Consider the following 21,822-nt stretch of genomic DNA (forward strand, 5'->3'; position numbering starts at 1 on the left):
ACCCGTTTCTACTTTCCAGGAGGAAGTCATGGCTGATCCCGCACGCGCTGCCAAGCTGGCACAGCGGATAAAGGTCGTCGTCGCTGAGGCCCTCGGACGCCGGGTCAAGGATCCGCGCGTCGAGTCCATCACGGTCACCGACGCCCGCGTCACCAACGACCTTCAGCACGCCACTATCTACTACACCGTGTTCGGTGACGAGGTAGCCCACGCAGACGCCGCCAGGGCGCTGGAGAAGGCCAAGGGTGTGCTGCGGCAGGAAGTTGGCCGCAACATCACTGTCCGGCTCACACCGACGCTCGAATTCGTGGCTGACCAGATTCCGGTCAACGCCTCGAACCTTGAGGAGCTGCTGCGTGAAGCCAAGCGTCGCGACGCCGAGGTAGCCGCATTGGCTGCCAGCGCCAAGCACGCAGGCGAGGCAGACCCCTACAAGGGGGATGCCCCGGAGGACATCGACGAAGACGACTTCGACGAAGAGGACACTGACCTCTCCGGCGACAACGAACTCGACGAAGACGCCAACCGCTAGAAGTCTCAGTACATGAAAGGCCGGTTCCCACCACGGGAACCGGCCTTTCTACTGCCTGGACTCGCTAAGATCGGAGCATGTCGGTGCACAGTGATCACCAGCGTGATGGATACCTGAACCAGGCCATACGGCTCGCCGTGCAAAACGTTGCCGACGGCGGTGGCCCCTTCGGCGCCGTCGTCGTCACACCGGACGGTACTGTCTATGAAGGCGTCAACCGGGTGACGCGGGACCACGATCCCACGGCCCACGCAGAAGTAGTGGCGATCCGCCGAGCGGCCGCGGCCATCAGGAAGTTCGACCTCTCCGGCTCCGTCCTCTATGCCAGCTGTGAGCCTTGTCCGCTGTGCCTTTCAGCCACGCTCTGGGCCAGGATCGGACGCGTCTACTTTGCCGCTGACCGGCATGGTGCCGCGAGGGCCGGATTCGACGACGCACTCTTCTACGAATATTTCAGCGGCGACAGGCCCGAATTGCTCCCCGTGGAGCACAACGAGCTGGCGGCGTCCGACGAGCCGTTCGAGGCGTGGCGCAACCACACGCGCCGGACCGCCTACTAGCAGAACCTAAGCCCGCGCCGGAAGCCGCGTGACGCCGTCGAGCAGGTCTTGTTGGCTGCCGCAAAGCGCAATCCGGATCCATCCCTCGCCGATGGACCCAAAGGCTGTGCCCGGCGCGAAGGAGACGCCTGATTCCGCCAGGAATGTCCGCACCCATGCCCGGACGTCCCCGCCGCTCAGGTGCGAGACATCCGCCCACAGGTAGAACGCACCCTGCGCCCCCAGGAACGGAATTCCCTTGCCTTCGAGGACGGCGGAGGCGGCATCCCGGTTGCTCCGGTAGTGGTCACGCGCCGTCTCCACATAGCCCTGCGGCCCTGTCAGGGCTGCCAAAGCGGCGTACTGCGACGGCGACGCAACGCAGGAAACGATCGACTCCATGACGTTGTTCATCTTCTGCTCCAACCCGGGCGGGCAAACCAGTGCTCCAATCCGCAAGCCTGTCAGGCCATAAGTTTTCGACAACGTCAGGGAGGTGAACACTCGGGCTTCGCCCGGAACGGCGCTGTCAAAACGGGCAGGGCTGACATGGGGGACGTCGAAGGTGAAGGCCTCGTAACATTCGTCGGAAATGATCCACAGATCGTGGCGCACGGCCAACTCCACCAGCTGGCGGGTGGCTTCCTCGCTGATGACGGCCCCGAGGGGATTGGAGGGCGAGTTGAGCATGAGGACCCGCGTCCGTGGCGTGACCAGGGCTTCAATGTCCTCGATGTGCGGCTGGAAGTCGTTGTGCGGATATAGCGGATATTGCACAGGAATCGCGTGGAGCAGGCGGCTGGTCATGGCGAACGTGGGATAGCCGGGGTTCGGGATCAGGATCTCGTCGCCGGGGGAGAGGAGGAGGCTCATGGCGAAGTGGAGACCTTGCTGGGCGCCGTCAACTACGTAAACCCGTTCGGCACCGATATCAACCTGCTGCTGCTCCCGGAAACGGGCGGCAAACGCTTGGCGGAGCGCCGGGAACCCGGCATTCGGTGTGTAATTGGTCTCATCCCTGTCCAAGCAGGCAATGCCGGCGTCGAGGACGTGCCGCGGCAGGGCAAAGCCCGGTTCCCCGATGCTGAGGACGATCGCTCCGGGGGTGGACCAAGCGGCTTCGGTGATTTCGCGGATCTGGTTCACAGGGACGTCGCGGACGTGCGCGGCAAGCTCAGGCATGGGAGCCATCCTAGCCACCCATATACTGGTAAGCGTGCTTTCTGGACTGGTGATCGTTGACAAACCGCAGGGATGGACCAGCCACGATGTGGTTGGCCGGATGCGGCGGCTGGCTGGTACCCGGAAAGTGGGCCACGCGGGAACGCTGGATCCCATGGCCACGGGCGTTTTGGTGCTCGGCATCAACAAGGCGACGCGCCTGTTGACCTACATTGTGGGTACGTCCAAGACGTACACCGCCACCATCAGGCTCGGCGAGACCACCATTACTGACGACGCCGAGGGTGAGGTCACCGAGGCCCGCAGCGCCTCTGAGGTCACGGACGACGCCGTCACAGCCGGTGTCGCCGCCCTGACCGGACCTATCCAGCAGGTGCCCAGCAGCGTCAGCGCCATCAAAGTCAACGGTGAACGTTCTTACGCCCGCGTCCGCTCCGGCGAGGAAGTCAAGCTCGCTGCGCGCCCAGTGACCATCCACCGTTTCGATATCCACTCCATCCAAAGGGTCGACGGCGGCACGGTAGTGGACGTCGACGTCACGGTTGAATGTTCTTCCGGCACGTACATCCGCGCCCTCGCCCGCGACCTTGGTGCCGCGTTGGGGGTCGGGGGACACCTGACGGCCCTTCGCCGGACCCAGGTGGGACCGTACTCGATTGACCAGGCCCGCACCCTGGAACAGCTGGCCGAAGAGCTTGAAGTCCTGGAAATGTCCCTGGCCGCGCGCTCACTGATGCCCAACCGGGAACTGAGCGACGAGGAAACCACCGAGATCTCCTTCGGGCGGCGGATTGCCGCAGGCCCTGGAGCCGGCACTCCGGACGCCGCTACGGCCGATAAGCCGGCCGCAGCGTTCGCGCCGTCGGGCGAACTCGTGGCCCTCTTGGCCGACACCGGGAGTTTCGCGAAGCCGGTCCTGGTCTTCGCCCCCGGCACGGGGCCAGGTACGGGTTCCGGCGCGGATACTGTACGTGGACAGGCTGAGTAGTCATGGACGGTTACTTCTACTCCATCCTGATCGTCGGGCTGGTGTCCACGATCATGTGCCTCGTTGCCGGTTTGATGAAGAAAGCCCCCAACGACCCCACCATATTCTCCGTTCTCGCTGTGGAAGTGGCGCTGCTGGTCTACTTGGTGGGATCGATCGTCCGCGTGGCCACGGGGGAGCAGATGGCCGGCGAAGCGTGGGAGTTTTGGGGATATCTGGCCACGGCATTGATGATCCCGTTGGGCGCCGTGTATTGGGCCATCCTTGAACGAACCCGCTGGAGCAACTTCGTTCTCGCGGCCGTCGGCGTTACGGTGCTTGTTATGGCTGCCCGCATGAACCAGATCTGGTACTGACCTTGAAAGAAGAACACAACGTGACTGGAACCGAGACCAACCGGCAGCTTCCGGAGTCGAACAAGGACACCAGGAACACAGGCCCGGGCCGCCTCCTGATTGCGGTGTACGCCGTGTTCGCCCTGTCGGCAACTGCCCGTGCCGGCTACCAGATTGCTACCAAGTTCGGCGAGGCACCGCTGGCGCACATACTTTCCGCGTTCGCGGCGGCCGTCTACATCGTAGCGACCATCTCGCTGGCAAAGCCCGGCCGTACCTGGTTCAAGATTTCACTGGCTGCCGTGCTCACGGAACTCGTGGGCGTCCTCGTGGTCGGGGCCATCAGCCTTTTCGATCCGGTGGCTTTCCCGCACGATACTGTTTGGTCGCTGTTCGGGCGCGGCTACGGTTTTGTCCCGCTGGTGCTGCCAATCCTTGGGCTCCTGTGGCTCAACAAGCGCCGGCCGTCCTAAGCCAGGCACCCTTGCGGGTAACCTTAGAATGTTCCGGCGCCGGGAGGTTGCCGGGCGGAACGAATATCTGCAGTAAAAGGCGAGGTTGATGGTCCACATCTGGAACGATCCCACCGAAGTCCCCAAGGACTTCGGACCAACTGTCGTTACCATCGGGAACTTTGACGGGGTCCATCGTGGACACCAGCATGTTCTGGCGCAACTGACGGATACCGCCAAGCGGCACAACATCCCGTCGGTGGCCGTAACTTTCGATCCCCACCCTGCCCAACTGCATCGCCCCGAGTCCGCGCCGGAGCTGATCATGGGCCTTGAGGACAAGCTTGACGCCTTGGGCGAGGCCGGAGTCGACGCCGTCCTGGTCATGAAGTACACGTTGGACCTGGCCGCCATGACGCCAGTGGAATATGTCCGCGACGTCCTGGTGGAGGGTCTTCACGCGGCGCACGTCGTTGTGGGCCACGACCTCCGCTTCGGTGCAGGGAACGTGGGTGACGTCGTCACCATGCAGGAATTGGGTGACCAGCTTGGTTTTGGCGTGCAGGTCGTCAACGAATACGGTGCTGGCGGCTCCCCGGTGCACGACGACGCCGACACCGACCGCCGCTGTTCCTCCACCTGGGTGCGGGAAGCTTTGTCCGAAGGCGATGTGGTGACTGCGGCCGCAGTGCTTGGCCGGCCCCACCGTATGCGCGGCGAAGTGGTGCATGGGGCTGCCCGCGGGCGGGATCTAGGGTTCCCGACCGCGAACCTGGCCCATGATTCCTCGGGCTACGTCCCGGCGGACGGTATTTACGCGGGATGGCTGATCGACCAGTCCGGGACGCGCTGGCCAGCGGCCATCTCCGTCGGTTCCAACCCCACGTTCGACGGCGTCAGCCGCCAGGTGGAGGCCCATGTGATCGACCGTCCCGAGGAAAACGTGGAGGATTTCAACCTCTACGGACAGACGGTGGCGGTGGAATTCACGCAGCGACTTCGCGGCATGGTGGCGTATCGCGGACCTGAAGCCTTGGTGGAACAGATGTGCCTGGACGTGGCCCAGGCGCATGAGCTGCTGACCAAACGCTAGGCGGCAGGCCGTCGTCGTGCGCTTGCCGGGACTGTGGCCTGAATCGCTGGTAATCGGCGCTTTCGACAACACTGCTGACCTGCCGGTAAACTGATGAGTGGATCCGGCTGCAGTCCGTGGCGGCTGGACCTGTTTTTGTGTGCGGCAACGTACCAAGGGCAACCCGTCAGCGAGGCGCTGCACCGGGAGGCACGGCACAACTCTAGGAGTTCACGTGGCACTTGACGCCGCTGTAAAGCAGTCCATCATCAAGGAATACGCAACCTCTGAAGGCGACACCGGTTCGCCCGAGGTTCAGGTTGCAGTCCTGACTCAGCGGATCAAGGATCTGACTGAGCACATGAAGGAGCACAAGCACGACTTCCACACCCAGCGCGGTCTGCTGGCCATGGTTGGTCGTCGCAAGCGCATGCTTTCCTACCTGAAGAACACTGACATCGCCCGCTACCGTGCGCTCATCGAGCGTCTCGGCCTGCGTCGCTAGTCTGCCTTTAGGGGCGGCCCGGTCCCTTTCGGAACGGGCCGCCTTCTTCACCAACAACTAAAAACAGGAATCAACCGCATCGCGCATTCGCGGTCCTCGGTAGTGATTCCCGGGAAGGTCATCTGTGGTGATGACGCCCGTGGATCTCGATCGATGACCGGGTGTCGTACAGGCCAGGAAAAAAGAAGAGGCCTGGGTTGATGCGGCGGACTTCCGCTAACAGAAACGGAGGTGACTCTCTATGGAGGGTCCCGAAATCCAGTTCTCCGAAGCCATCATCGACAACGGCCGTTTTGGCAAGCGCGTCATTCGCTTCGAAACCGGCCGCCTTGCCAAGCAGGCAGCAGGCGCCTCGATGGTCTACATCGATGAAGACACTGCACTGCTCTCGGCAACCACCGCAGGCAAGCAGCCGCGCGAAGGTTTCGACTTCTTCCCGCTGACGGTTGACGTCGAGGAGCGCATGTACGCTGCCGGCCGCATCCCGGGCTCGTTCTTCCGTCGTGAAGGCCGCCCGTCCACAGAAGCCATCCTGGCTTGCCGCCTCATGGACCGCCCGTTGCGTCCCGCCTTCGTCAAGGGCCTGCGCAACGAGGTTCAGATCGTCGTCACCGTTCTGGCGATCAACCCGGACGAGCTCTACGACGTCGTCGCGATCAACGCGTCCTCCATGTCCACGCAGCTTTCCGGCCTCCCGTTCTCCGGCCCGATCGGTGGCGTCCGCGTTGCCCTCATCGCCGACGAGCAGGGTTCGCAGTGGGTTGCTTTCCCCAAGCACTCCCAGCTTGAGAACGCCGTCTTCAACATGGTTGTGGCCGGCCGTATCGCCGGTGACGACGTCGCCATCATGATGGTTGAAGCCGAAGCCACGGACAACTCCTGGAACCTCATCAAGGAACAGGGCGCGACTGCCCCCACCGAAGAGGTTGTTTCCGAGGGCCTCGAGGCTGCCAAGCCTTTCATCAAGGCTCTCTGCGAAGCACAGGCCGACCTGGCAGCCCGCGCTGCCAAGCCCACCGTTGAGTTCCCGGTCTTCCTCGATTACCAGGACGATGTCTACGCCGCTGTTGAAGCCGCTGCCGCTGACAAGCTTGCTGCAGTCTTCCAGATCGCTGACAAGCAGGACCGCGACAACGCCTCCGACGCACTCAAGGACGAGGTCCTTGGCGCACTGGCCGGAGACTTCGAAGGCCGCGAGAAGGAACTGTCCGCAGCGTTCCGCTCGGTCACCAAGCACGTTGTCCGCCAGCGCATCCTGAAGGACCAGGTCCGCATCGACGGCCGTGGCCTGACGGACATCCGCCAGCTGACCGCTGAGGTTGAGGTTCTTCCCCGCGTTCACGGTTCCGCTATCTTCGAGCGCGGCGAGACCCAGATCATGGGTGTCACCACGCTGAACATGCTCAAGATGGAGCAGCAGATCGACTCGTTGTCGCCGGTAACGCGCAAGCGCTACATGCACAACTACAACTTCCCGCCGTACTCCACCGGTGAGACCGGCCGCGTCGGTTCCCCGAAGCGCCGCGAAATCGGCCACGGCGCCCTCGCTGAGCGCGCCCTGGTTCCGGTTCTGCCCACCCGCGAAGAGTTCCCTTACGCCATCCGCCAGGTATCCGAGGCCCTCGGTTCCAACGGTTCGACGTCCATGGGTTCGGTCTGTGCCTCCACGCTCTCCATGCTCAACGCTGGTGTGCCGCTGAAGGCAGCTGTTGCAGGTATCGCCATGGGCCTGGTCTCCGACCAGGTTGACGGCCAGACCCGCTACGCCGCACTGACCGACATCCTCGGCGCCGAAGATGCCTTCGGCGACATGGACTTCAAGGTTGCCGGTACATCCGAGTTCATCACGGCGATCCAGCTGGACACCAAGCTCGACGGCATCCCCGCTTCCGTGCTGGCAGCAGCCCTGAAGCAGGCCCGCGAAGCACGCCTCCACATCCTCGAGGTCATCAACGCGGCGATCGACACCCCGGACGAGCTCTCCGAGTTCGCTCCGCGCGTCATCGCCGTCAAGATCCCCGTGGACAAGATCGGCGAGGTCATTGGCCCCAAGGGCAAGATGATCAACCAGATCCAGGAAGACACCGGCGCGGACATCTCCATCGAAGATGACGGCACGGTCTACATTGGCGCTACCAACGGTCCGTCTGCCGACGCAGCACGTTCCGCCATCAACGCCATCGCCAACCCGCAGGTGCCGGAAATCGGTGAGCGCTACTTGGGTACGGTCGTCAAGACCACCACCTTCGGCGCTTTCGTTTCCCTCACCCCGGGCAAGGACGGCCTGCTGCACATCTCCGAACTCCGCAAGCTGGCCAATGGCAAGCGCGTGGACAACGTCGATGACGTTGTCTCGGTGGGCCAGAAGGTCCAGGTTGAGATCACCAAGATCGATGACCGCGGCAAGCTCTCCCTCTCCCCGGTTGTTGCCGAAGAAGAAGGCGCAGCTTCCGAGGACGCTCCGGCCGAGGCCGCTGAAGAGTCCGCAGAGTAGTCACTTAGCAATACCCCGGCGGGGCCGGTGGGCTTGAAAAAGCTCCACCGGCCCTTCCGGCCTTAACCCGAAAGGTCTTAATGACTGTCGTACCCTTGCCGTTGGAGCAGACCCTTCCCGGTGGCGAATTGATTCACGGCGCCGAAGGCGGTTCAGTCGTCAGGCGTTCTGTCCTGCCCGGCGGCGTGCGCGTCCTCACCGAGGCGATGCCCGGGCAGCGTTCGGCCACCATCGGGTTCTGGGTGGCGGTGGGTTCGCGTGACGAGGCGGAGGGCCAGCACGGTTCCACACACTTCCTGGAGCACCTGTTGTTCAAGGGCACCAAACGCCGCACTGCCTTGGAAATAGCCTCTGCCTTCGACGAGGTAGGCGGCGAGTCCAACGCGGCAACGGCCAAGGAAAGTACTTGCTACTTTGCCAGGGTTCTTGATACGGACCTTCCCATGGCCATAGATGTCATTGCGGACATGATCACCGGCGCCGTCCTGGATCCGGCCGAACTGGAGCAGGAGCGGGACGTCATCCTTGAGGAAATCGCCATGGACAGCGATGACCCCACGGATGTTGCCCACGAGAAGTTCGTGCAGGCAGTGCTGGGCGACCACCCGCTCGCCCGTCCTATCGGCGGGACTCCGGACGCCATCAAGGCTGTGTCCCGAGAGTCTGTCTGGGAGCACTACCAGCGCTACTACCGTCCGGAGGAGCTTGTCATCACAGCGGCCGGGGGACTGGATCACGACGTCGTCTGTGACTTGGTTCTTGACGCCTTGAAGGCAGCTGGTTGGCAGCTTGACCAAGGTGCCGCTCCCGTGAAGCGGAGGGGTACCGAACGCGCGGTCATCACCGGCACCTCGGGTCTCCATGTGGTCAAGCGTCCCGTGGAGCAGGCAAACATCATCATGGGTTGCCCCACGATCGTGGCTACGGACGACCGCCGCTTTGTCATGAGCGTGCTCAACGCTGTCCTTGGCGGGGGCATGTCCTCCCGCCTCTTCCAGGAGATACGCGAAAAGCGTGGACTCGTTTACTCCACGTACTCTTTCACCGCCGCATACGCTGATGCCGGCTACTTTGGCATGTACGCCGGTTGCACGCCCTCAAAGGTGCGCCAAGTGCTGGAACTCCTGGGCGTCGAGCTGGACAAGCTCGCCAAGGACGGCATCACCGAAGAAGAACTCAGGAAGGCCGTGGGACAGCTCAGCGGCGGAATTGTCCTTGCGCTGGAGGACACCGGCTCGCGGATGTCACGGCTGGGCCGGGCGGAACTGGTGTCTGGAGAATTCCAGGACATTGACGAGACACTGGCCCGCATCAAAGCCGTGACCGTGGAAGATGTGCAGGAACTCGCCCGAGAACTCGCCGCAGCTCCCCGGACCATCACCGTCGTGGGTCCGTTCGAGGAAACCGAGACATTCGGGTTCTGAGAATTTCCCGCCTCTTGTTCGGTCCCTAAACGCTGGACTCACGCACTGCCAACAGGGCAGCATGATCACACGGTGATGATGCTGCCCTGTTTGACATTGGAGACGTGATGGAACTGCCCTCGAGCGGCCAGGCTGCAGAGATGCTCCGGGACTTCATCGGTCACTGGCGGGGAATCACGGAGATCGCCGCATCGCCCTGGGGGTCTGCGCGGACCGCTGAGGCCGAGGTGGTGTTCACCAAGGCCGCCGGCGGTTACGCGGTGGTCCAGAGCTACCGGCACCGTGAAGCGGACGGCGCACATTTTGAAGGCCACGGCATGTTCACCGTGGATCGAGACCACGGAGAGACGCTGTGGTACTACGTGGACAGCATGGGCAGGCCACCGGCCAGTCCAGTCCGCGGAACCTGGAGTGCAGGCACGTTGACCTTGGACCGGCGAACGGGTGATGGCGTAGCCAGGCACACGTTCCGTGTTGAGGACGGCGTCCTGGTGCACACGGCTGACTTGCGGCTCGAAGGAACTGCCGGGTTCAGCCCGCTGCTGAAGAGCGTCTTCCGGAGGGCCTGACACGTTTGATTGGCCGCGACGGTGCAGAACTCCTGGCCCCGCGCTTGGTGAACAACCCACGGATTGGGCTACCGCACGCGGTGCTTAGGGCTTGGGTCTCGGTTGGTGGATCGCGGATTCGTCGTCACGTTTTGGCCTGAAAGGTCACGTCATAGGTATATGCCCATGCCCGAGTTTGTCATTTCGATGGATGAACGGGGCGGGTTTGACCTAGTGGAAGGCGATTTGGTTGGCGTACGACATTGATTCTGGCGGGGTGTTGGCCGTGGTGGCTGCAGTGAAGCAGCGCACCGGTGGGCTTGGTCCGGTGCAGGCAAAGCTCCGGCATGTCCGTGATGAGTTGAGTGGAGTTCTCCACGGGGGCCCCGTTCATGTGGCCCTCCAGCTTTATGGCGAGACGGTGCTGATGAAGGGCCTGTGGGCCTTGGCGCAGCGGACGGCCAATATCTTTGGTGGTGCGCAGGCTGCGATCACCGCGTATGTCACCGGTGATGAGCAGATGGTGGCCACGTCGCTGGCTCATTCCGGAAGCGTGGTGGCTTGGTCCGGGCTGGGTTTCCGGGTGGGCAGGTTCTGTCCGGTGCCGGTGGGTTAGGGGCCCGGTCATGTATGAGATTGATACATCGGTGGTGGAGGGGTGGCCGGATCCTGCGGCGTTGGAGGAAGCTGCGGTTCCGTTGCTGGAACACGCGCAGGGTGTTGTGAATGTGGTGCAGGCTGCGGCGTCGGAATGGTCGGGCCTGGCGGATGTGTACCGGGCTCCGGAAGCGGCGGAGCTGGTGGCTGCGTTCGGGAAGCCCGTGCAAGTGAGTGAGGCGCTCCGGACGGGTGTGGTGGTGGTGTACCGGGCGTTGCTGGGCTACGCGGACACCGTCCGGGATTTGAACCGGCGCCGTGGGTTGCTGCTGGATGAGATCGAGGTTTTTTACCGTGAGCGGGACAAGTACCTGGAGCGGGTGGCGCTCATGGAGGGTATGGGTGATGGTTCGGCCTCGATGAGCGGTACGGCGGTGGCTTACGAGGCCGACGATCTGCAACGGCGTGTCCGTTCGTTGGCGGCCGAGCATGAGCAGGCCGAGAACGATTGCGCCCGCCGGATCAACAGCGTGCCTCCGGCGGACGGTCCGGTACCGGCGTATTACGACGCCGGGATGGTGACGGACGTCGCGGTGGACCGGACCCGGTCCCGGCTGCGGTATCTGGAGAGCGCCCCAGAGGCCGGTGCCGCCGGGTCGCTGGAGATGCTGGCGCTGCTGAAGACCCTGACGCCGGGCCAGTTGCTTGACTACGGGATGGCCGAAGCCGATTTCCTTCGCTCCGGCCTCACTGTGCCTCCGCCGGTGGACCAGGTGCAGCAGTGGTGGGCGGGGTTGTCCCCGGAACAGCAGGCCGCGTTGATGGTCGCCGCACCGGGTGTAATCGGAAACCTGAACGGGATCCCCTACAAGGCCAGGGCGAAAGCGAACCGGGTCAACCTGAATGCCGTGTTCAAGGACCCCCGGACCAGGGCGGAGGACAAGGCCGCGCTGCAGGTCATCTACAAAGCGCTTAAGCCCGCTGACAAGTTGCTGGCGCCCCCGCGGAGCATCGTGTCCTTCACCCCGGACGAGAACGGCAAACCCTTGGTGGCGGTTGCGATCGGGGATCTGGACACCGCCACGAACGTGACCTGGAACGTCCCGGGCATGAAAACCACCGTGGCAGACGGGCTGGAATCATGGACAAAATCAGCCCAGGACCTCTATGACGGGCAGGTGTTTGCCGATCTAATCAGTAAGGACAAAGAGTCCAATTCCGTTGTGTCGTGGGTTGGGTATGACAGTCCGGAGGAGCCACCGAGCGGCGAGGTGTTGTCGACCGAGCTGGCCAAAGCTGGCGGGGCTAAACTCGCCGCCGCGTTGGATGGCTTCACCGACACCCGCACGACCGGGGCGGACGACCACGAGCGGCCGCGGTTGAACGTCGTGGCCCACTCCTACGGGACCACTACGGCCTCGTACGCGCTCAAGGCAACCAAGCATGAGGTGGCTACGGCGACGTTTTTCGGGTCGGCGGGTATCGAGTGGCGGGAGATCGGCTCGGCCGCGGACCTGCACGTGGCCAAAGACCCGGCCGGGCAGCCCGAGGTGTATGTGACCGCGGCCAGTGAGGACCGGGTCGCCCCGTTGGGGATCGTCGGCAGTGGGCTCAGGGGCCGGGAAGGGCGGTGGAATCCCACCGATGACTGGTTCGGGGGCAAGAACTTCTCCTCCGAAGGCGGCTACGACCCGGACACTGGCACGGTTTACACAAGAACGACCGGGCACGATGCCAAAGGATGGGCAGTACCAGACAGCGCTGACACCGTCTTCGCCGCCACCAGCGATCACGGCTACCTGGACCCGAGGACCGAGTCCGCCCATAACATCGCGTTGACCTCCACCGGGCGTGGACATTTGATCAAGGAACTGATCCCGCTCCGCCACGAAGAGAAGCCCGGCTACGGCGGCATGGACTACCCCAACGGGCCCCTGATCGAACGCGATCTCACCCCGGAAGAACTCGCCAAGGAGCGGAGCAAATGACGACGACAAAACCCAATCGCAAAACGTGGTTGGTATCGATGATAGTGGGGTGTTTGATGATGACCGGGTGCGGCATGAACTCAACGAATGATGGTCAGCAAGGCGAGCCGGGACCTGGCGAGCGAAGCGCCGAGGAGGTGTTCACGGACTTCATGGATGCTATTGACGACACAGTCCAGCACTCGGGCACGGATTGGCCTATCTGGAACCGTAATCACACGGCTGGCTTCTTCCCGCCACCGTGTTCGGTTCATAAGCGGGACGATGGCCGGGCCTACCAGACACAGATCGAAGGCGGCCCCGTTGATGATCCGGCGGCTGCTGTGGAACGAATGAAGGCCCACTGGGAGGCAAAGGAATACAAGATTGGAAACATCTTCGACAACGGCAATCCAGCAGATGGGGTCCAAATCAACGCACTAACGCCCAGGGGCATGCTGGTTCAGTTTTCACCCACTCCCGAAGGGAGCCTGATCAAGGTGGTTGGTGAATGCACTCTTGATCCGGCTGCTGAGAAGGAGACCACCTGAGTGGGTCCCTCGTCCCGACCCCGCCCATTCGACCCCAAAATCCCGCGCAACCCTGAACGCTTTTTGATCGCGCTACTCACGGCGGGGTGCTTGGTGATGACAGGATGCGGCATGAACTCAGCGAACGCTGGGCAACAAGGCGAGCCAGGACCTGGCGAGCGAAGCGCCAAGGAGGTGTTCACAGAATTTATGGACGCGATGGAGGACACAGTTCAGCGCTCTGGCACGACATGGCCCGGGTGGGACCGTAACGACACAGCGGATTACGTGTCAGAACCTTGCGGGGTACACGCACGGGCCGATGGCCGGCTGTATCAGCGCCAGATAAAGGGCGGTCCCGTCGATGATCCGCAGGCCGCTGTCGAACGAATGAAGGCCCACTGGGAGTCCAAGGGCTACAAGATTGGAAACATCTTCGACGACGGCGAGCCCGCAACAGGGGTCCAAATCAACGCACGAACACCCAGGGGCATGCTGGTGCAGTTCTCACCCACACCCAACGGGAGTCTCATCATGGTGATGGGCGAGTGCACCTTGGACCCGGCCGCTAGGAAGAAGACCACCTGAATGGCTGGCTTGTCCCGCCGCCGCCCATTCGGCCCCAAAATCCTGCTCAGCCCTGAACGTTTTTTGGTGGTGCTACTCACGGTGGGGTGTTTGGTGATGACAGGGTGTGGCAAGAACTCAGAGAATGGTGAACAGCAAGGCGAGCCGGGGTCCGGGGGAGCGGAGCGCCGAGGACGTGTTCCCGGACATCATTGATGCTGCGGGGAAGTCTTCAGCTGCCGGCCCGCGGCAACAAAGAACTCCTAGCCCCCCGCGAAAGGCGGCAGGACATCGATGACGTCCTGCGCTCCGAGCGGAGCCGTGTGATCCCGCACCGCTACCTCGTTACGGAGGAAACTGCTCCTTGCCACGATCCTGGCAAGGGTGGGGGTGCCTTCAGGCGGCAAGGGCCGTTCGACGGCGAGGGCGACATCCAGCAGCATCTTCAGGCTTGTGCCTTCTGGAAGTACATGGTGTTCCTCCTCGACACCTGCGGCGGCGCGCGCAGCAGCGAAGTAACGGACAAGCAAGGTTTCAGCCTCCGATTGCGCTCATACTGCGGTCCGGCTGGACAAAGTCCGCGGCGCCGAGACCGGTGTGGTCCATGCCATGGGCTTTGGGCTTGACCCACATGGCGTCTTGCCAGCGTTCCGCGAGTTCGGCATCGGTGGCCCCTTCGCGGAGAAGCCCCAAGAGGTCGAACTCTTCGCGGGAGAACAGGCAGCTCATGATCTTGCCCTCGGCGGTGATGCGGGTGCGGCGGCAGTCCGAGCAGAACGGCTCAGTGACTGACGCGATGATGCCTACTGTGCCCAGAACCTCACCGGAGGGTTCACCGGAAACCGCGTCCCGGCGTCGTACTTCAAATCGTTCGGCGGGGGCGCCGTCACGTTCCCGGCGATCCGCGCTCAACACGAAGTCGCGGGAGAGCAGTTCGCGGATCTCCGCGGCCGTGATCATGTTGCGCCGGGTCCATCCGTGGTCGGCATCCAGGGGCATTTGCTCGATGAAGCGGAGTTCGTAGCCGCGGCCCAACGCCCATGCGAGGAGGTCCGGCGATTCGGCATCGTTGATGCCGCGCATCAGCACCGCGTTGAGCTTGACAGGACCCAATCCAGCGGCCCACGCGGCATCCACTCCCGCGAGGACGCGGTCCAAGAAGGGGCGTCGGGTGAGTTTGGTGAAGGTTTCCTCGTGAAGGGAGTCCAGCGAAACGTTGATCCGGGTGAGGCCTGCGGCCTTCAACGCTGTAGCCTTCTTGTCCAGGCCCACGCCGTTGGTGGTCATGGAGATCGGGAGATCCCGGTGGTCTGAGCGAATGCCGGCGATGACGTCCACAAGGTCGGCGCGGACCAAGGGCTCGCCTCCCGTGAGTCGGAGTTCCCGGACGCCCAGGGCTTCCACACCGATGCGCACGATGCGGACGATCTCATCCTTGGTCATGACGGCCTGCTTGGACAGCCACTCCAGACCTTCCGCTGGCATGCAGTAAGTGCAACGCAGATTGCACTTATCCGTCAGGGAGAGGCGCATGTCAGTTGCTCGTCGACCATAGGAGTCCCACAGCCCTGTAGGCGTGCCGGCAGGGCGCGGCGGCGGTACCGAAGCGCTGCTTCCTGTGCTGCCGCCCGAAGGGGGCACGGGCATGCCCAGCTGAACAGTCATAAAATCAGGCTACGCCACCCTGGCTCGATCAGTGATACCGGATACAGTCACAGCCAGTTCTTACGGATTTCGTACGCTTACCCCGAAGGTACTGGAATTGGATGCCGCACACCGCTGGCGTACCTATGCTGAAAGCGTGACCACATCTACGGCATCCTCTGCGGAACCGGGCAACCGCCGCATCCTCCTGGTGGAGGACGAACAAACCATCGCCGATGTGGTTCGCGACTACCTCCTCAAGGCCGGATTCCAAGTAGACGTGGCCGGCGACGGTTTCTCGGCGCTGCGCGTTGCGGCGGCGCGCCAACCAGACTTGGTGATACTTGACCGCATGCTCCCGGGGCTGGACGGTGTGGAGGTGTGCCGACGACTCCGGTTGACCATGAGTGTCCCGGTCATCATGGTCACGGCGCTAGGGACCGAGGACGACCGCATCCTGGGCCTGGAGATGGGAGCGGACGACTACGTCACCAAGCCCTTCTCTCCCCGTGAACTGGTCCTCCGGGTCAAGTCCGTACTGCGCCGGAGCGTCAAGGAGTTCGCTCCGGAGCCGCCTGTGGAACTGGCGGGGTTCGCTCTTGATCCTGCCTCACGGACGGTGACCCACAGGGGAACTCCGCTGGCGCTCACGGTCCGCGAGTTCGACCTCCTGGCATTCCTGATGCGGCGGCCCAACCAGGTCTTCAGCCGCGAGGAACTCATCAAGGCCGTGTGGGGTTGGGACTTCGGGGATCTTTCCACGGTCACCGTCCATGTCCGGCGCCTCCGCGAAAAGATCGAAGTCAATCCCACCAAGCCTGAACTGCTCAAGACCGTGTGGGGCGTCGGGTACCGTTTCGAGGCGAAGGGCGAGGGGCATGCAGGGTAATGAACTGATCACCATCCTTGCTTGGGTCCTCGCTTGGGCCGTGGTCATTGGCGGTGTCACCTTGGTGCTCCTGAGGGTTCTTCGGCGGGCATCGGTGCTCACGCAGATCTGCCTGGTGGTGCTGGCGACGGTTGCCGTGCTGGTGGCGGGCATGGTCAGCGCCTTCAACGCCATGTTCATCTCTGCCCGGGACCTCGAAGTCATGTGGTACATCCTTGCCATGGCATCGGCAGTGGCAGTAGCCCTGTCCCTTATGCTCGGCGCGGGTGTCTCACGCAACGCGGCCAGGCTGGTGGATGCCGCTCGCCGGCTGGGACGTGGCGAGACTCTGGACCACAGCATCGCCACGGGGCGCGGAGCCGCTCCGGCCATGACCTCCGAACTTGCCGAACTTGCCCAGGAACTGGAATCCAGCAGCCGCAGCCTGGCTGAATCCAGGGATCGTGAAGCTGCTATTGAGACAGCCCGCCGGGAACTCGTCTCCTGGATTTCGCACGACCTCCGCACCCCGCTTGCCAGCATGCGCGCCATGACCGAAGCCCTTGAGGACGGCATGGCCGCCGACGTCCAAGGCTATTACCGGAAGATCATCGGGCAGACGGAGCAAATGACGGCCATGGTCAACGACCTCCTTGAGCTGTCCAAGATCCAAGCCGGCAGCCTGCGCATGCGCGCTGAACCGCTGGATCTTTATGACCTGGTCAGCGACGCGATCTCCGATCTGGCGCCGCTGGCGGCCAAACGCGGGATCACCCTCGACGGCGGAGGGAACCGAGAGTGCATGGCGGTGGCCGACGGTCCGAGCCTTGCGCGGGCCGTACGGAACGTGCTGCTCAACGCCGTTATCTACAGCAGCCCGGATACAGAAGTCCACATCAGCGTTGGCCGCGACAACGGCAACGCCGTGGTGGCGGTCCAGGACCAATGTGGCGGCATCGCTGAGGAGGACCTGCCGCACTTGTTTGAAACCGGTTGGCAGAAGGACCCTTCCCGCGGCAGCTCCGACGCGCTGCACGGCAGCCACAGCGGCGCAGGCATCGGCCTCAGCATGGTGGCGGGCATCGTCAAGGCGCACGGGGGAGTGGTCACCGTTCACAACGTCGACGGCGGCTGCCGCTTCGCGTTGTCGCTCCCGGCCGGATCCCTCCCGGCGGACGCCGTCCCCGCCGCCACAGTTTTTTCAGCAGACGACAGCCCTGGAGGCACCCCATGAGCACCCCGGCAAGCAGCACGACGAAGCCGCGGAGCGCCAGGAGCAGGCCTGGACAATGGGCAGCGGCTGCCGGGGTGGCCTCGGGTGCGGCGGGAATCGCGGCCGGCGAGCTCACTGCCGGCCTGCTGAGCCCCCTGGTTTCACCCGTGACGGCCCTTGGCGGCGTGGTGATCGATGCTGTTCCCCCCGGCGTGAAGGACCTTGCCGTGCAACTCTTCGGCACCGCTGACAAGATCGTGCTGGTGGCCTCCATTGGCATCGTCGCCGCGATCTTGGCGGCCCTCGCCGGTGTCTTGGAGCGTCGTCGAACCGGGGTCGGCCTGGCGCTTGCCGGACTGGCCGGCGTGGCCGGGCTGACCGCCGTCGTCACCCGGGCGCAGGCAACGCCTCAGGCGGCCTTCGCCCCGATAGTGGCGGCGGTAGTGACGATGCTGCTTCTGCGGGCGCTGATACGGCGGCTGGCAACGTGGTCTCCGGCCGGAGAAACATCCCGCCACCTGGACGGCGAACGTGCGCCGATGGCCCGGCGGAGTTTCCTGAATGCCTTGGCCGGCACTTCCATCGCGGCCGTCGTGGCCGGGGCAGTGACAACGGTCCTGACACGGGCAACCGCTGTGGCGTCCGGATTCCGGGGTTCGATGACTCTTCCGGACCCTGCAGCCCCGCCGCAAGCCATTCCCGCCGGAGCCTCCCTGTCCGTCGAAGGCATCAGCCCCTTGGTGACCCCCAACGCCGACTTTTACAGGATCGACACCGCCCTCACAGTTCCAGCGATCGACCCGCCTGCCTGGAAACTCAAGGTCACAGGGATGGTGGATCGGGAGGTCGAAATCGACTTCGCCACGCTCCTGGCAAAACCCATGACAGCACGGCACATCACCATCGCCTGCGTTTCCAACAATGTTGGTGGCGACCTCATCGGCAACGCCCTCTGGCTCGGCTGGCCCGTACGGGAGCTGCTGGCCATGGCCGGACCGAAACCCGGTGCGGACATGGTGCTCTCCACAAGCAACGACGGCTGGACCGCCAGCACGCCGCTGGAAGCCCTGACAGACGACCGGGACGCGCTGTTGGCCGTGGGCATGAACGGAGAACCGCTTCCGCTGGAACACGGATTCCCCGTGCGCATGATCGTGCCGGGACTGTACGGATTCGTCTCCGCCACCAAGTGGCTCACCGAACTGAAAGTCACACGCTTCGCCGACGACACCGCTTACTGGACGCCTCGCGGTTGGAGCGACCACGGACCCATCAAGACACAATCGCGCATCGACGTTCCCCGCAGTGGCCGGACCGTTCCGCATGGGACTGTGCAGTTCGGTGGTGTCGCCTGGGCCCAGCACAGGGGCATTGAACGCGTGGAACTTCGCGTCAACAGGGGGCCATGGCAGCGGGCCACCCTGGCGAGCGCCATCTCCACAGATACCTGGTACCAGTGGCAGCTGGGACTGGACCTCGGTGCCGGCGATTATGAGGTCCAGGTGCGGGCCACCGACTCCACGGGCAGTCCGCAGACCGAAGACCGCGCCGCGGTAGCTCCAGACGGAGCCACGGGATATCACACCGTCAACGTCAAGGTGTCTTGAGGACTTACTCTGGGTACGTCGGGAATTTCCCGGACCCCGAAAGTGTCCACAGGAGGATGCCCGTGCCCGGAACTGTTGCAGCCCACCGCCAGGCAGTCGCGGAATTATTGGCGGGCGTCGTCGCCGCCAAAGACAACGAATACTTGCCCCTGCTGGACGCGCTGGGCAGGGCGCTCGCCGTCGATGTCCGCGCACCTCGCTCGCTGCCGCCGTTCGCCAATTCGCAGATGGACGGTTTTGCCGTCCGTTCTGCGGACATCCCCGACGACGGCGCGGAGCTCAGGGTAGCGGCGCCCGTTCCGGCAGGTGCCGCTCCGGCACCGCTCAACCCCGGCATGGCCGCCCCCATCATGACCGGAGCCATGATTCCCGAGGGGGCCGACGCCGTCGTACCCATCGAGAAGGCCACCCCTGACGTGTTCCCCGACCCTGCGGCCGGTAGCGCTGTGGTCTACCTGCCGGCTGTTACAGCGGGCACCTTTGTCCGGGACGTCGGCAGCGACATTGGCCAGGGCGAGTTGGCGCTGACTGCGGGGACGCTATTGGGTCCGGCCCAGCTGGGGCTGCTGGCCGCGTTCGGCCTGACCAGCGTCGAAGTCCGCAAGGCTTTGCGCGTCCTGCTGGTCACCACGGGCGATGAAGTGGTTGAACCGGGACAAGAACTGACCGCAGGGAAGATCTACGACTCCAACGGGACGCTGCTGGAGGCCTCCATGCGCGAGGCGGGCCTCGACGTGATTCGCACTGGAATCACCGATGACAACCCGTCCAGCCTGCTTACGCTCCTGCGTCATCACACGGGGTCCCAGGACGAGCCCGTTGATTTCATTGTCACCACCGGGGGAGTGAGCAAAGGCGCGTACGAAGTAGTCCGCCAGGCCATGTCCCACCAGCCAGTGGACTTCATGCCTGTCGCCATGCAACCAGGTGGGCCGCAGGGCCTGGGCAGGTTCGATGACATACCTTTCTTCGGCTTTCCGGGAAATCCAGTCAGCTGCCTCGTTTCCTTCGAGATGTTGCTCAGGCCGGCCCTTTCTCAGGTCCTGGGGGCTCCCGCGTTGCGGCCCGTACGGCTGGCGCGCTTGGCCGAGGCCCTGACATCCCCGGCGGGCAAGCACCAAGTACGTCGAGGCACGCTGGATGCGGACGGCACAGTCAGGATGGAAGGCGGCGCAGGCTCGCACCTTGTTCATGCCCTGGCCCGGGCCAATGCCTTGGTGCAGGTCCCCGGGGACGTCACGGAACTGCCCAAGGGATCCGAAGTGGAAGTATGGACGCTGTGAACGAAACTCCCGGAACCCCAATAGACCCCGCGGGCCTGACCCACCTCCGGCAGGACGGCAGTGCCCAGATGGTTGACGTCTCAGAGAAGGCTGTCACCACGCGTGAGGCGACGGCGACGGCCACTGTCCGCAGCACGCCTGAAGTCCTGGCGCTCCTGGGCGCTGGGGGTTTGCCCAAAGGCGATGCGCTCGCCGTGTCACGCGTTGCAGGGATCATGGCGGCCAAGAAGACCCCTGAACTGATTCCGTTGTGCCACCCACTGCCGATCTCCAAGGTCACGGTGGACTTCGAGCTTGGCACTGACAGCGTGGGAGTCCTGGCCACTGTCAAGACCAGGGGAGTGACCGGCGTCGAAATGGAAGCGTTGACTGCAGCGTCGGTTGCTGCGCTCAGCGTGTACGACATGATCAAAGCTGTGGACAAGCACGCTGTGCTGACAGACATCCGAGTGCTGGCCAAAAGCGGCGGGAAGAGCGGCGACTGGGTTGCAGGCAGCGGAGTATCGTCAACGAAGGCCGGAGCATGAGCGCTTGTGAGCCGAACGGCCACGGGCCGCGGAAGGCCGGGGTGGTGATTGCGTCCACCCGTGCGGCGGCAGGAGTCTACGCGGACGAGACCGGGCCGATCATCCTTGACTGGCTCACCGAACATGGTTTCGATGCTTTTCCCACCATGGTGGTGCCGGACGGTGAGCCCGTAGGCGCTGCCTTGCGGGCGCTCCTGACGCAGGAACCCGCCGTGGTCATCACTAGTGGTGGAACCGGACTCAGCCCGGACGACCGCACTCCGGAAATGACGCTGCCGCTGCTGGACCGGGAGATTCCGGGCATCATGGAGGGCATACGTCGTGCAGGGACCGCCAAAACCCCCATGGCGATGTTGAGCCGTGGTCACGCCGGAGCGGCAGGAAAAACGTTCATCATCAATCTGCCCGGTTCCCCGAAAGGCGTCATGGACGGGTTGGCTGTCCTGGACCCGGTGATCAGCCATCTCTGCGAACAATTGGAAGGAAGCCATGGGCACTGAAACGGACTTCGAGATTGTCAGCGCTGTCCTCAGCTCCGAGCCCATCTCTGTGGACCAAGCCATCCTTGCGGTGGAGTCGGATACCGCCGGGGCCGTAGTCAGCTTCAGCGGGGTGGTTCGCAATCACGACGACGGCAAGGCTGTGGACCGGCTCAGCTACAGCGCCCATCCCACGGCCCATCAGGTCATGTCGGACGTCGTGGCACAGTTGGTCGCTGAACACTCCGGCGAAGCCGATCAGCCTGTCCGTATCTGGGCCGCCCACCGCATCGGCATGCTGGAGATCGGCGACCCTGCACTGGTCTGCGCTGTCGCGGCCGCCCACCGTGGCCAGGCCTTCGCCGTATGCTCGGAACTCGTGGACCGCATCAAGGCCCAAGTGCCGATTTGGAAGGAACAGTTCTTCGCTGACGGCACTGTTGAGTGGGTGGGTGCAGGGGAGTAACGG

At 63.8% G+C, this 21,822-nt stretch carries 24 protein-coding genes; 21 read left to right on the forward strand and 3 right to left on the reverse strand.

What is annotated here, in order from left to right:
• Positions 1-28 precede the first annotated feature (28 nt).
• Both rbfA and ACFRJ9_RS06310 read left to right on the forward strand, forming a co-directional pair.
• Positions 29-532 carry a 30S ribosome-binding factor RbfA gene (gene rbfA, locus ACFRJ9_RS06305; RefSeq protein ID WP_231339130.1) on the forward strand — a complete coding sequence of 168 codons (504 nt, stop codon included), beginning with the start codon at positions 29-31 and terminating at the stop codon, positions 530-532.
• A 77-nt stretch (positions 533-609) separates the two neighbouring features.
• Entirely contained in the window at positions 610-1,092 is a 483-nt protein-coding gene (locus ACFRJ9_RS06310) for a nucleoside deaminase (protein WP_377665565.1), read from the forward strand.
• 6 nt (positions 1,093-1,098) lie between these two features.
• Here ACFRJ9_RS06310 and ACFRJ9_RS06315 read toward each other — a convergent pair whose 3' ends face one another.
• The gene (locus ACFRJ9_RS06315; RefSeq protein ID WP_377665567.1) at positions 1,099-2,253 is read right to left on the reverse strand and encodes a pyridoxal phosphate-dependent aminotransferase; all 1,155 of its coding nucleotides are present in this window, start codon (positions 2,251-2,253) and stop codon (positions 1,099-1,101) included.
• 34 nt (positions 2,254-2,287) lie between these two features.
• Here ACFRJ9_RS06315 and truB point away from each other — a divergent pair, with 34 nt between their 5' ends.
• The 12 genes from truB to ACFRJ9_RS06375 all read left to right on the forward strand — a co-directional run bounded on the left by truB (position 2,288) and on the right by ACFRJ9_RS06375 (position 13,753).
• On the forward strand, positions 2,288-3,241 hold the full coding sequence (gene truB / locus ACFRJ9_RS06320) for a tRNA pseudouridine(55) synthase TruB (RefSeq protein ID WP_377665569.1): 954 nt from the start codon (positions 2,288-2,290) through the stop codon (positions 3,239-3,241).
• Between the two features lie 2 nt (positions 3,242-3,243).
• Positions 3,244-3,597 carry a hypothetical protein gene (locus ACFRJ9_RS06325; protein WP_377665571.1) on the forward strand — a complete coding sequence of 118 codons (354 nt, stop codon included), beginning with the start codon at positions 3,244-3,246 and terminating at the stop codon, positions 3,595-3,597.
• Between the two features lie 2 nt (positions 3,598-3,599).
• Entirely contained in the window at positions 3,600-4,049 is a 450-nt protein-coding gene (locus ACFRJ9_RS06330; protein WP_377665573.1) for a hypothetical protein, read from the forward strand.
• Between the two features lie 88 nt (positions 4,050-4,137).
• On the forward strand, positions 4,138-5,121 hold the full coding sequence (locus ACFRJ9_RS06335) for a bifunctional riboflavin kinase/FAD synthetase (RefSeq protein WP_377665575.1): 984 nt from the start codon (positions 4,138-4,140) through the stop codon (positions 5,119-5,121).
• A gap of 214 nt (positions 5,122-5,335) precedes the next feature.
• On the forward strand, positions 5,336-5,605 hold the full coding sequence (rpsO, locus tag ACFRJ9_RS06340) for a 30S ribosomal protein S15 (protein WP_017198030.1): 270 nt from the start codon (positions 5,336-5,338) through the stop codon (positions 5,603-5,605).
• A gap of 241 nt (positions 5,606-5,846) precedes the next feature.
• Complete coding sequence (locus ACFRJ9_RS06345; protein WP_377665577.1) at positions 5,847-8,099, forward strand: polyribonucleotide nucleotidyltransferase; 2,253 nt, start codon at positions 5,847-5,849, stop codon at positions 8,097-8,099.
• Positions 8,100-8,179: 80 nt separating this feature from the next.
• On the forward strand, positions 8,180-9,523 hold the full coding sequence (locus ACFRJ9_RS06350) for a M16 family metallopeptidase (protein ID WP_377665579.1): 1,344 nt from the start codon (positions 8,180-8,182) through the stop codon (positions 9,521-9,523).
• Between the two features lie 107 nt (positions 9,524-9,630).
• Complete coding sequence (locus tag ACFRJ9_RS06355) at positions 9,631-10,092, forward strand: DUF1579 family protein (protein ID WP_377665581.1); 462 nt, start codon at positions 9,631-9,633, stop codon at positions 10,090-10,092.
• Positions 10,093-10,321: 229 nt separating this feature from the next.
• Positions 10,322-10,687: a DUF6507 family protein gene (locus ACFRJ9_RS06360; RefSeq protein ID WP_377665583.1), complete on the forward strand. Its 366-nt coding sequence runs from the start codon at positions 10,322-10,324 to the stop codon at positions 10,685-10,687.
• Between the two features lie 10 nt (positions 10,688-10,697).
• Positions 10,698-12,656 (forward strand): alpha/beta hydrolase, encoded by a 1,959-nt coding sequence (locus ACFRJ9_RS06365; protein ID WP_377665585.1) that lies wholly within the window; start codon positions 10,698-10,700, stop codon positions 12,654-12,656.
• Positions 12,653-13,186, forward strand: coding sequence for a hypothetical protein (locus ACFRJ9_RS06370; RefSeq protein ID WP_377665587.1), 534 nt, complete (start codon positions 12,653-12,655; stop codon positions 13,184-13,186). Before ACFRJ9_RS06365 ends, ACFRJ9_RS06370 begins: the two co-directional genes overlap by 4 nt.
• Positions 13,187-13,297: 111 nt before the next feature.
• Complete coding sequence (locus ACFRJ9_RS06375; RefSeq protein WP_377665589.1) at positions 13,298-13,753, forward strand: hypothetical protein; 456 nt, start codon at positions 13,298-13,300, stop codon at positions 13,751-13,753.
• A gap of 242 nt (positions 13,754-13,995) precedes the next feature.
• Here the strand turns inward: ACFRJ9_RS06375 and ACFRJ9_RS06380 are convergent, their stop codons facing one another.
• Complete coding sequence (locus ACFRJ9_RS06380; protein WP_377665591.1) at positions 13,996-14,262, reverse strand: MoaD/ThiS family protein; 267 nt, start codon at positions 14,260-14,262, stop codon at positions 13,996-13,998.
• Between the two features lie 4 nt (positions 14,263-14,266).
• Positions 14,267-15,397: a GTP 3',8-cyclase MoaA gene (gene moaA, locus ACFRJ9_RS06385; protein WP_377665593.1), complete on the reverse strand. Its 1,131-nt coding sequence runs from the start codon at positions 15,395-15,397 to the stop codon at positions 14,267-14,269.
• A 136-nt stretch (positions 15,398-15,533) separates the two neighbouring features.
• Here moaA and ACFRJ9_RS06390 point away from each other — a divergent pair, with 136 nt between their 5' ends.
• From ACFRJ9_RS06390 to ACFRJ9_RS06420, 7 genes are read left to right on the forward strand one after another with little or no spacing between them, the layout of a single operon-like run.
• Positions 15,534-16,265, forward strand: coding sequence for a response regulator transcription factor (locus ACFRJ9_RS06390; RefSeq protein WP_377665595.1), 732 nt, complete (start codon positions 15,534-15,536; stop codon positions 16,263-16,265).
• Positions 16,255-17,478 carry a sensor histidine kinase gene (locus ACFRJ9_RS06395; RefSeq protein ID WP_377665597.1) on the forward strand — a complete coding sequence of 408 codons (1,224 nt, stop codon included), beginning with the start codon at positions 16,255-16,257 and terminating at the stop codon, positions 17,476-17,478. Before ACFRJ9_RS06390 ends, ACFRJ9_RS06395 begins: the two co-directional genes overlap by 11 nt.
• Complete coding sequence (locus ACFRJ9_RS06400) at positions 17,475-19,064, forward strand: molybdopterin-dependent oxidoreductase (protein WP_377665599.1); 1,590 nt, start codon at positions 17,475-17,477, stop codon at positions 19,062-19,064. Before ACFRJ9_RS06395 ends, ACFRJ9_RS06400 begins: the two co-directional genes overlap by 4 nt.
• A gap of 56 nt (positions 19,065-19,120) precedes the next feature.
• Entirely contained in the window at positions 19,121-20,347 is a 1,227-nt protein-coding gene (gene glp, locus ACFRJ9_RS06405; RefSeq protein WP_377665601.1) for a gephyrin-like molybdotransferase Glp, read from the forward strand.
• Complete coding sequence (gene moaC, locus ACFRJ9_RS06410; protein ID WP_377665603.1) at positions 20,335-20,874, forward strand: cyclic pyranopterin monophosphate synthase MoaC; 540 nt, start codon at positions 20,335-20,337, stop codon at positions 20,872-20,874. The genes glp and moaC overlap by 13 nt, the downstream gene beginning before the upstream one ends.
• Positions 20,871-21,374 (forward strand): MogA/MoaB family molybdenum cofactor biosynthesis protein, encoded by a 504-nt coding sequence (locus ACFRJ9_RS06415; RefSeq protein WP_377665605.1) that lies wholly within the window; start codon positions 20,871-20,873, stop codon positions 21,372-21,374. Before moaC ends, ACFRJ9_RS06415 begins: the two co-directional genes overlap by 4 nt.
• Positions 21,364-21,819 carry a molybdenum cofactor biosynthesis protein MoaE gene (locus ACFRJ9_RS06420; RefSeq protein WP_377665607.1) on the forward strand — a complete coding sequence of 152 codons (456 nt, stop codon included), beginning with the start codon at positions 21,364-21,366 and terminating at the stop codon, positions 21,817-21,819. The genes ACFRJ9_RS06415 and ACFRJ9_RS06420 overlap by 11 nt, the downstream gene beginning before the upstream one ends.
• Positions 21,820-21,822: the final 3 nt, after the last annotated feature.

The organism is Paenarthrobacter sp. NPDC056912 (assembly GCF_042786555.1).
Lineage (GTDB): Bacteria > Actinomycetota > Actinomycetes > Actinomycetales > Micrococcaceae > Arthrobacter.

Bases quoted from the DNA above. Each gene is read 5' to 3' on its own strand.
- rbfA (WP_231339130.1), top strand. From the start codon at position 29: ATGGCTGATCCCGCACGCGCTGCCAAGCTGGCACAGCGGATAAAGGTC.
- ACFRJ9_RS06310 (WP_377665565.1), top strand. From the start codon at position 610: ATGTCGGTGCACAGTGATCACCAGCGTGATGGATACCTGAACCAGGCC.
- ACFRJ9_RS06315 (WP_377665567.1), bottom strand. From the start codon at position 2,253: ATGCCTGAGCTTGCCGCGCACGTCCGCGACGTCCCTGTGAACCAGATC.
- ACFRJ9_RS06325 (WP_377665571.1), top strand. From the start codon at position 3,244: ATGGACGGTTACTTCTACTCCATCCTGATCGTCGGGCTGGTGTCCACG.
- ACFRJ9_RS06335 (WP_377665575.1), top strand. From the start codon at position 4,138: ATGGTCCACATCTGGAACGATCCCACCGAAGTCCCCAAGGACTTCGGA.
- ACFRJ9_RS06345 (WP_377665577.1), top strand. From the start codon at position 5,847: ATGGAGGGTCCCGAAATCCAGTTCTCCGAAGCCATCATCGACAACGGC.
- ACFRJ9_RS06350 (WP_377665579.1), top strand. From the start codon at position 8,180: ATGACTGTCGTACCCTTGCCGTTGGAGCAGACCCTTCCCGGTGGCGAA.
- ACFRJ9_RS06355 (WP_377665581.1), top strand. From the start codon at position 9,631: ATGGAACTGCCCTCGAGCGGCCAGGCTGCAGAGATGCTCCGGGACTTC.
- ACFRJ9_RS06365 (WP_377665585.1), top strand. From the start codon at position 10,698: ATGTATGAGATTGATACATCGGTGGTGGAGGGGTGGCCGGATCCTGCG.
- ACFRJ9_RS06370 (WP_377665587.1), top strand. From the start codon at position 12,653: ATGACGACGACAAAACCCAATCGCAAAACGTGGTTGGTATCGATGATA.
- ACFRJ9_RS06375 (WP_377665589.1), top strand. From the start codon at position 13,298: ATGAACTCAGCGAACGCTGGGCAACAAGGCGAGCCAGGACCTGGCGAG.
- moaA (WP_377665593.1), bottom strand. From the start codon at position 15,397: ATGACTGTTCAGCTGGGCATGCCCGTGCCCCCTTCGGGCGGCAGCACA.
- ACFRJ9_RS06395 (WP_377665597.1), top strand. From the start codon at position 16,255: ATGCAGGGTAATGAACTGATCACCATCCTTGCTTGGGTCCTCGCTTGG.
- ACFRJ9_RS06400 (WP_377665599.1), top strand. From the start codon at position 17,475: ATGAGCACCCCGGCAAGCAGCACGACGAAGCCGCGGAGCGCCAGGAGC.
- glp (WP_377665601.1), top strand. From the start codon at position 19,121: ATGCCCGTGCCCGGAACTGTTGCAGCCCACCGCCAGGCAGTCGCGGAA.
- moaC (WP_377665603.1), top strand. From the start codon at position 20,335: ATGGACGCTGTGAACGAAACTCCCGGAACCCCAATAGACCCCGCGGGC.
- ACFRJ9_RS06415 (WP_377665605.1), top strand. From the start codon at position 20,871: ATGAGCGCTTGTGAGCCGAACGGCCACGGGCCGCGGAAGGCCGGGGTG.
- ACFRJ9_RS06420 (WP_377665607.1), top strand. From the start codon at position 21,364: ATGGGCACTGAAACGGACTTCGAGATTGTCAGCGCTGTCCTCAGCTCC.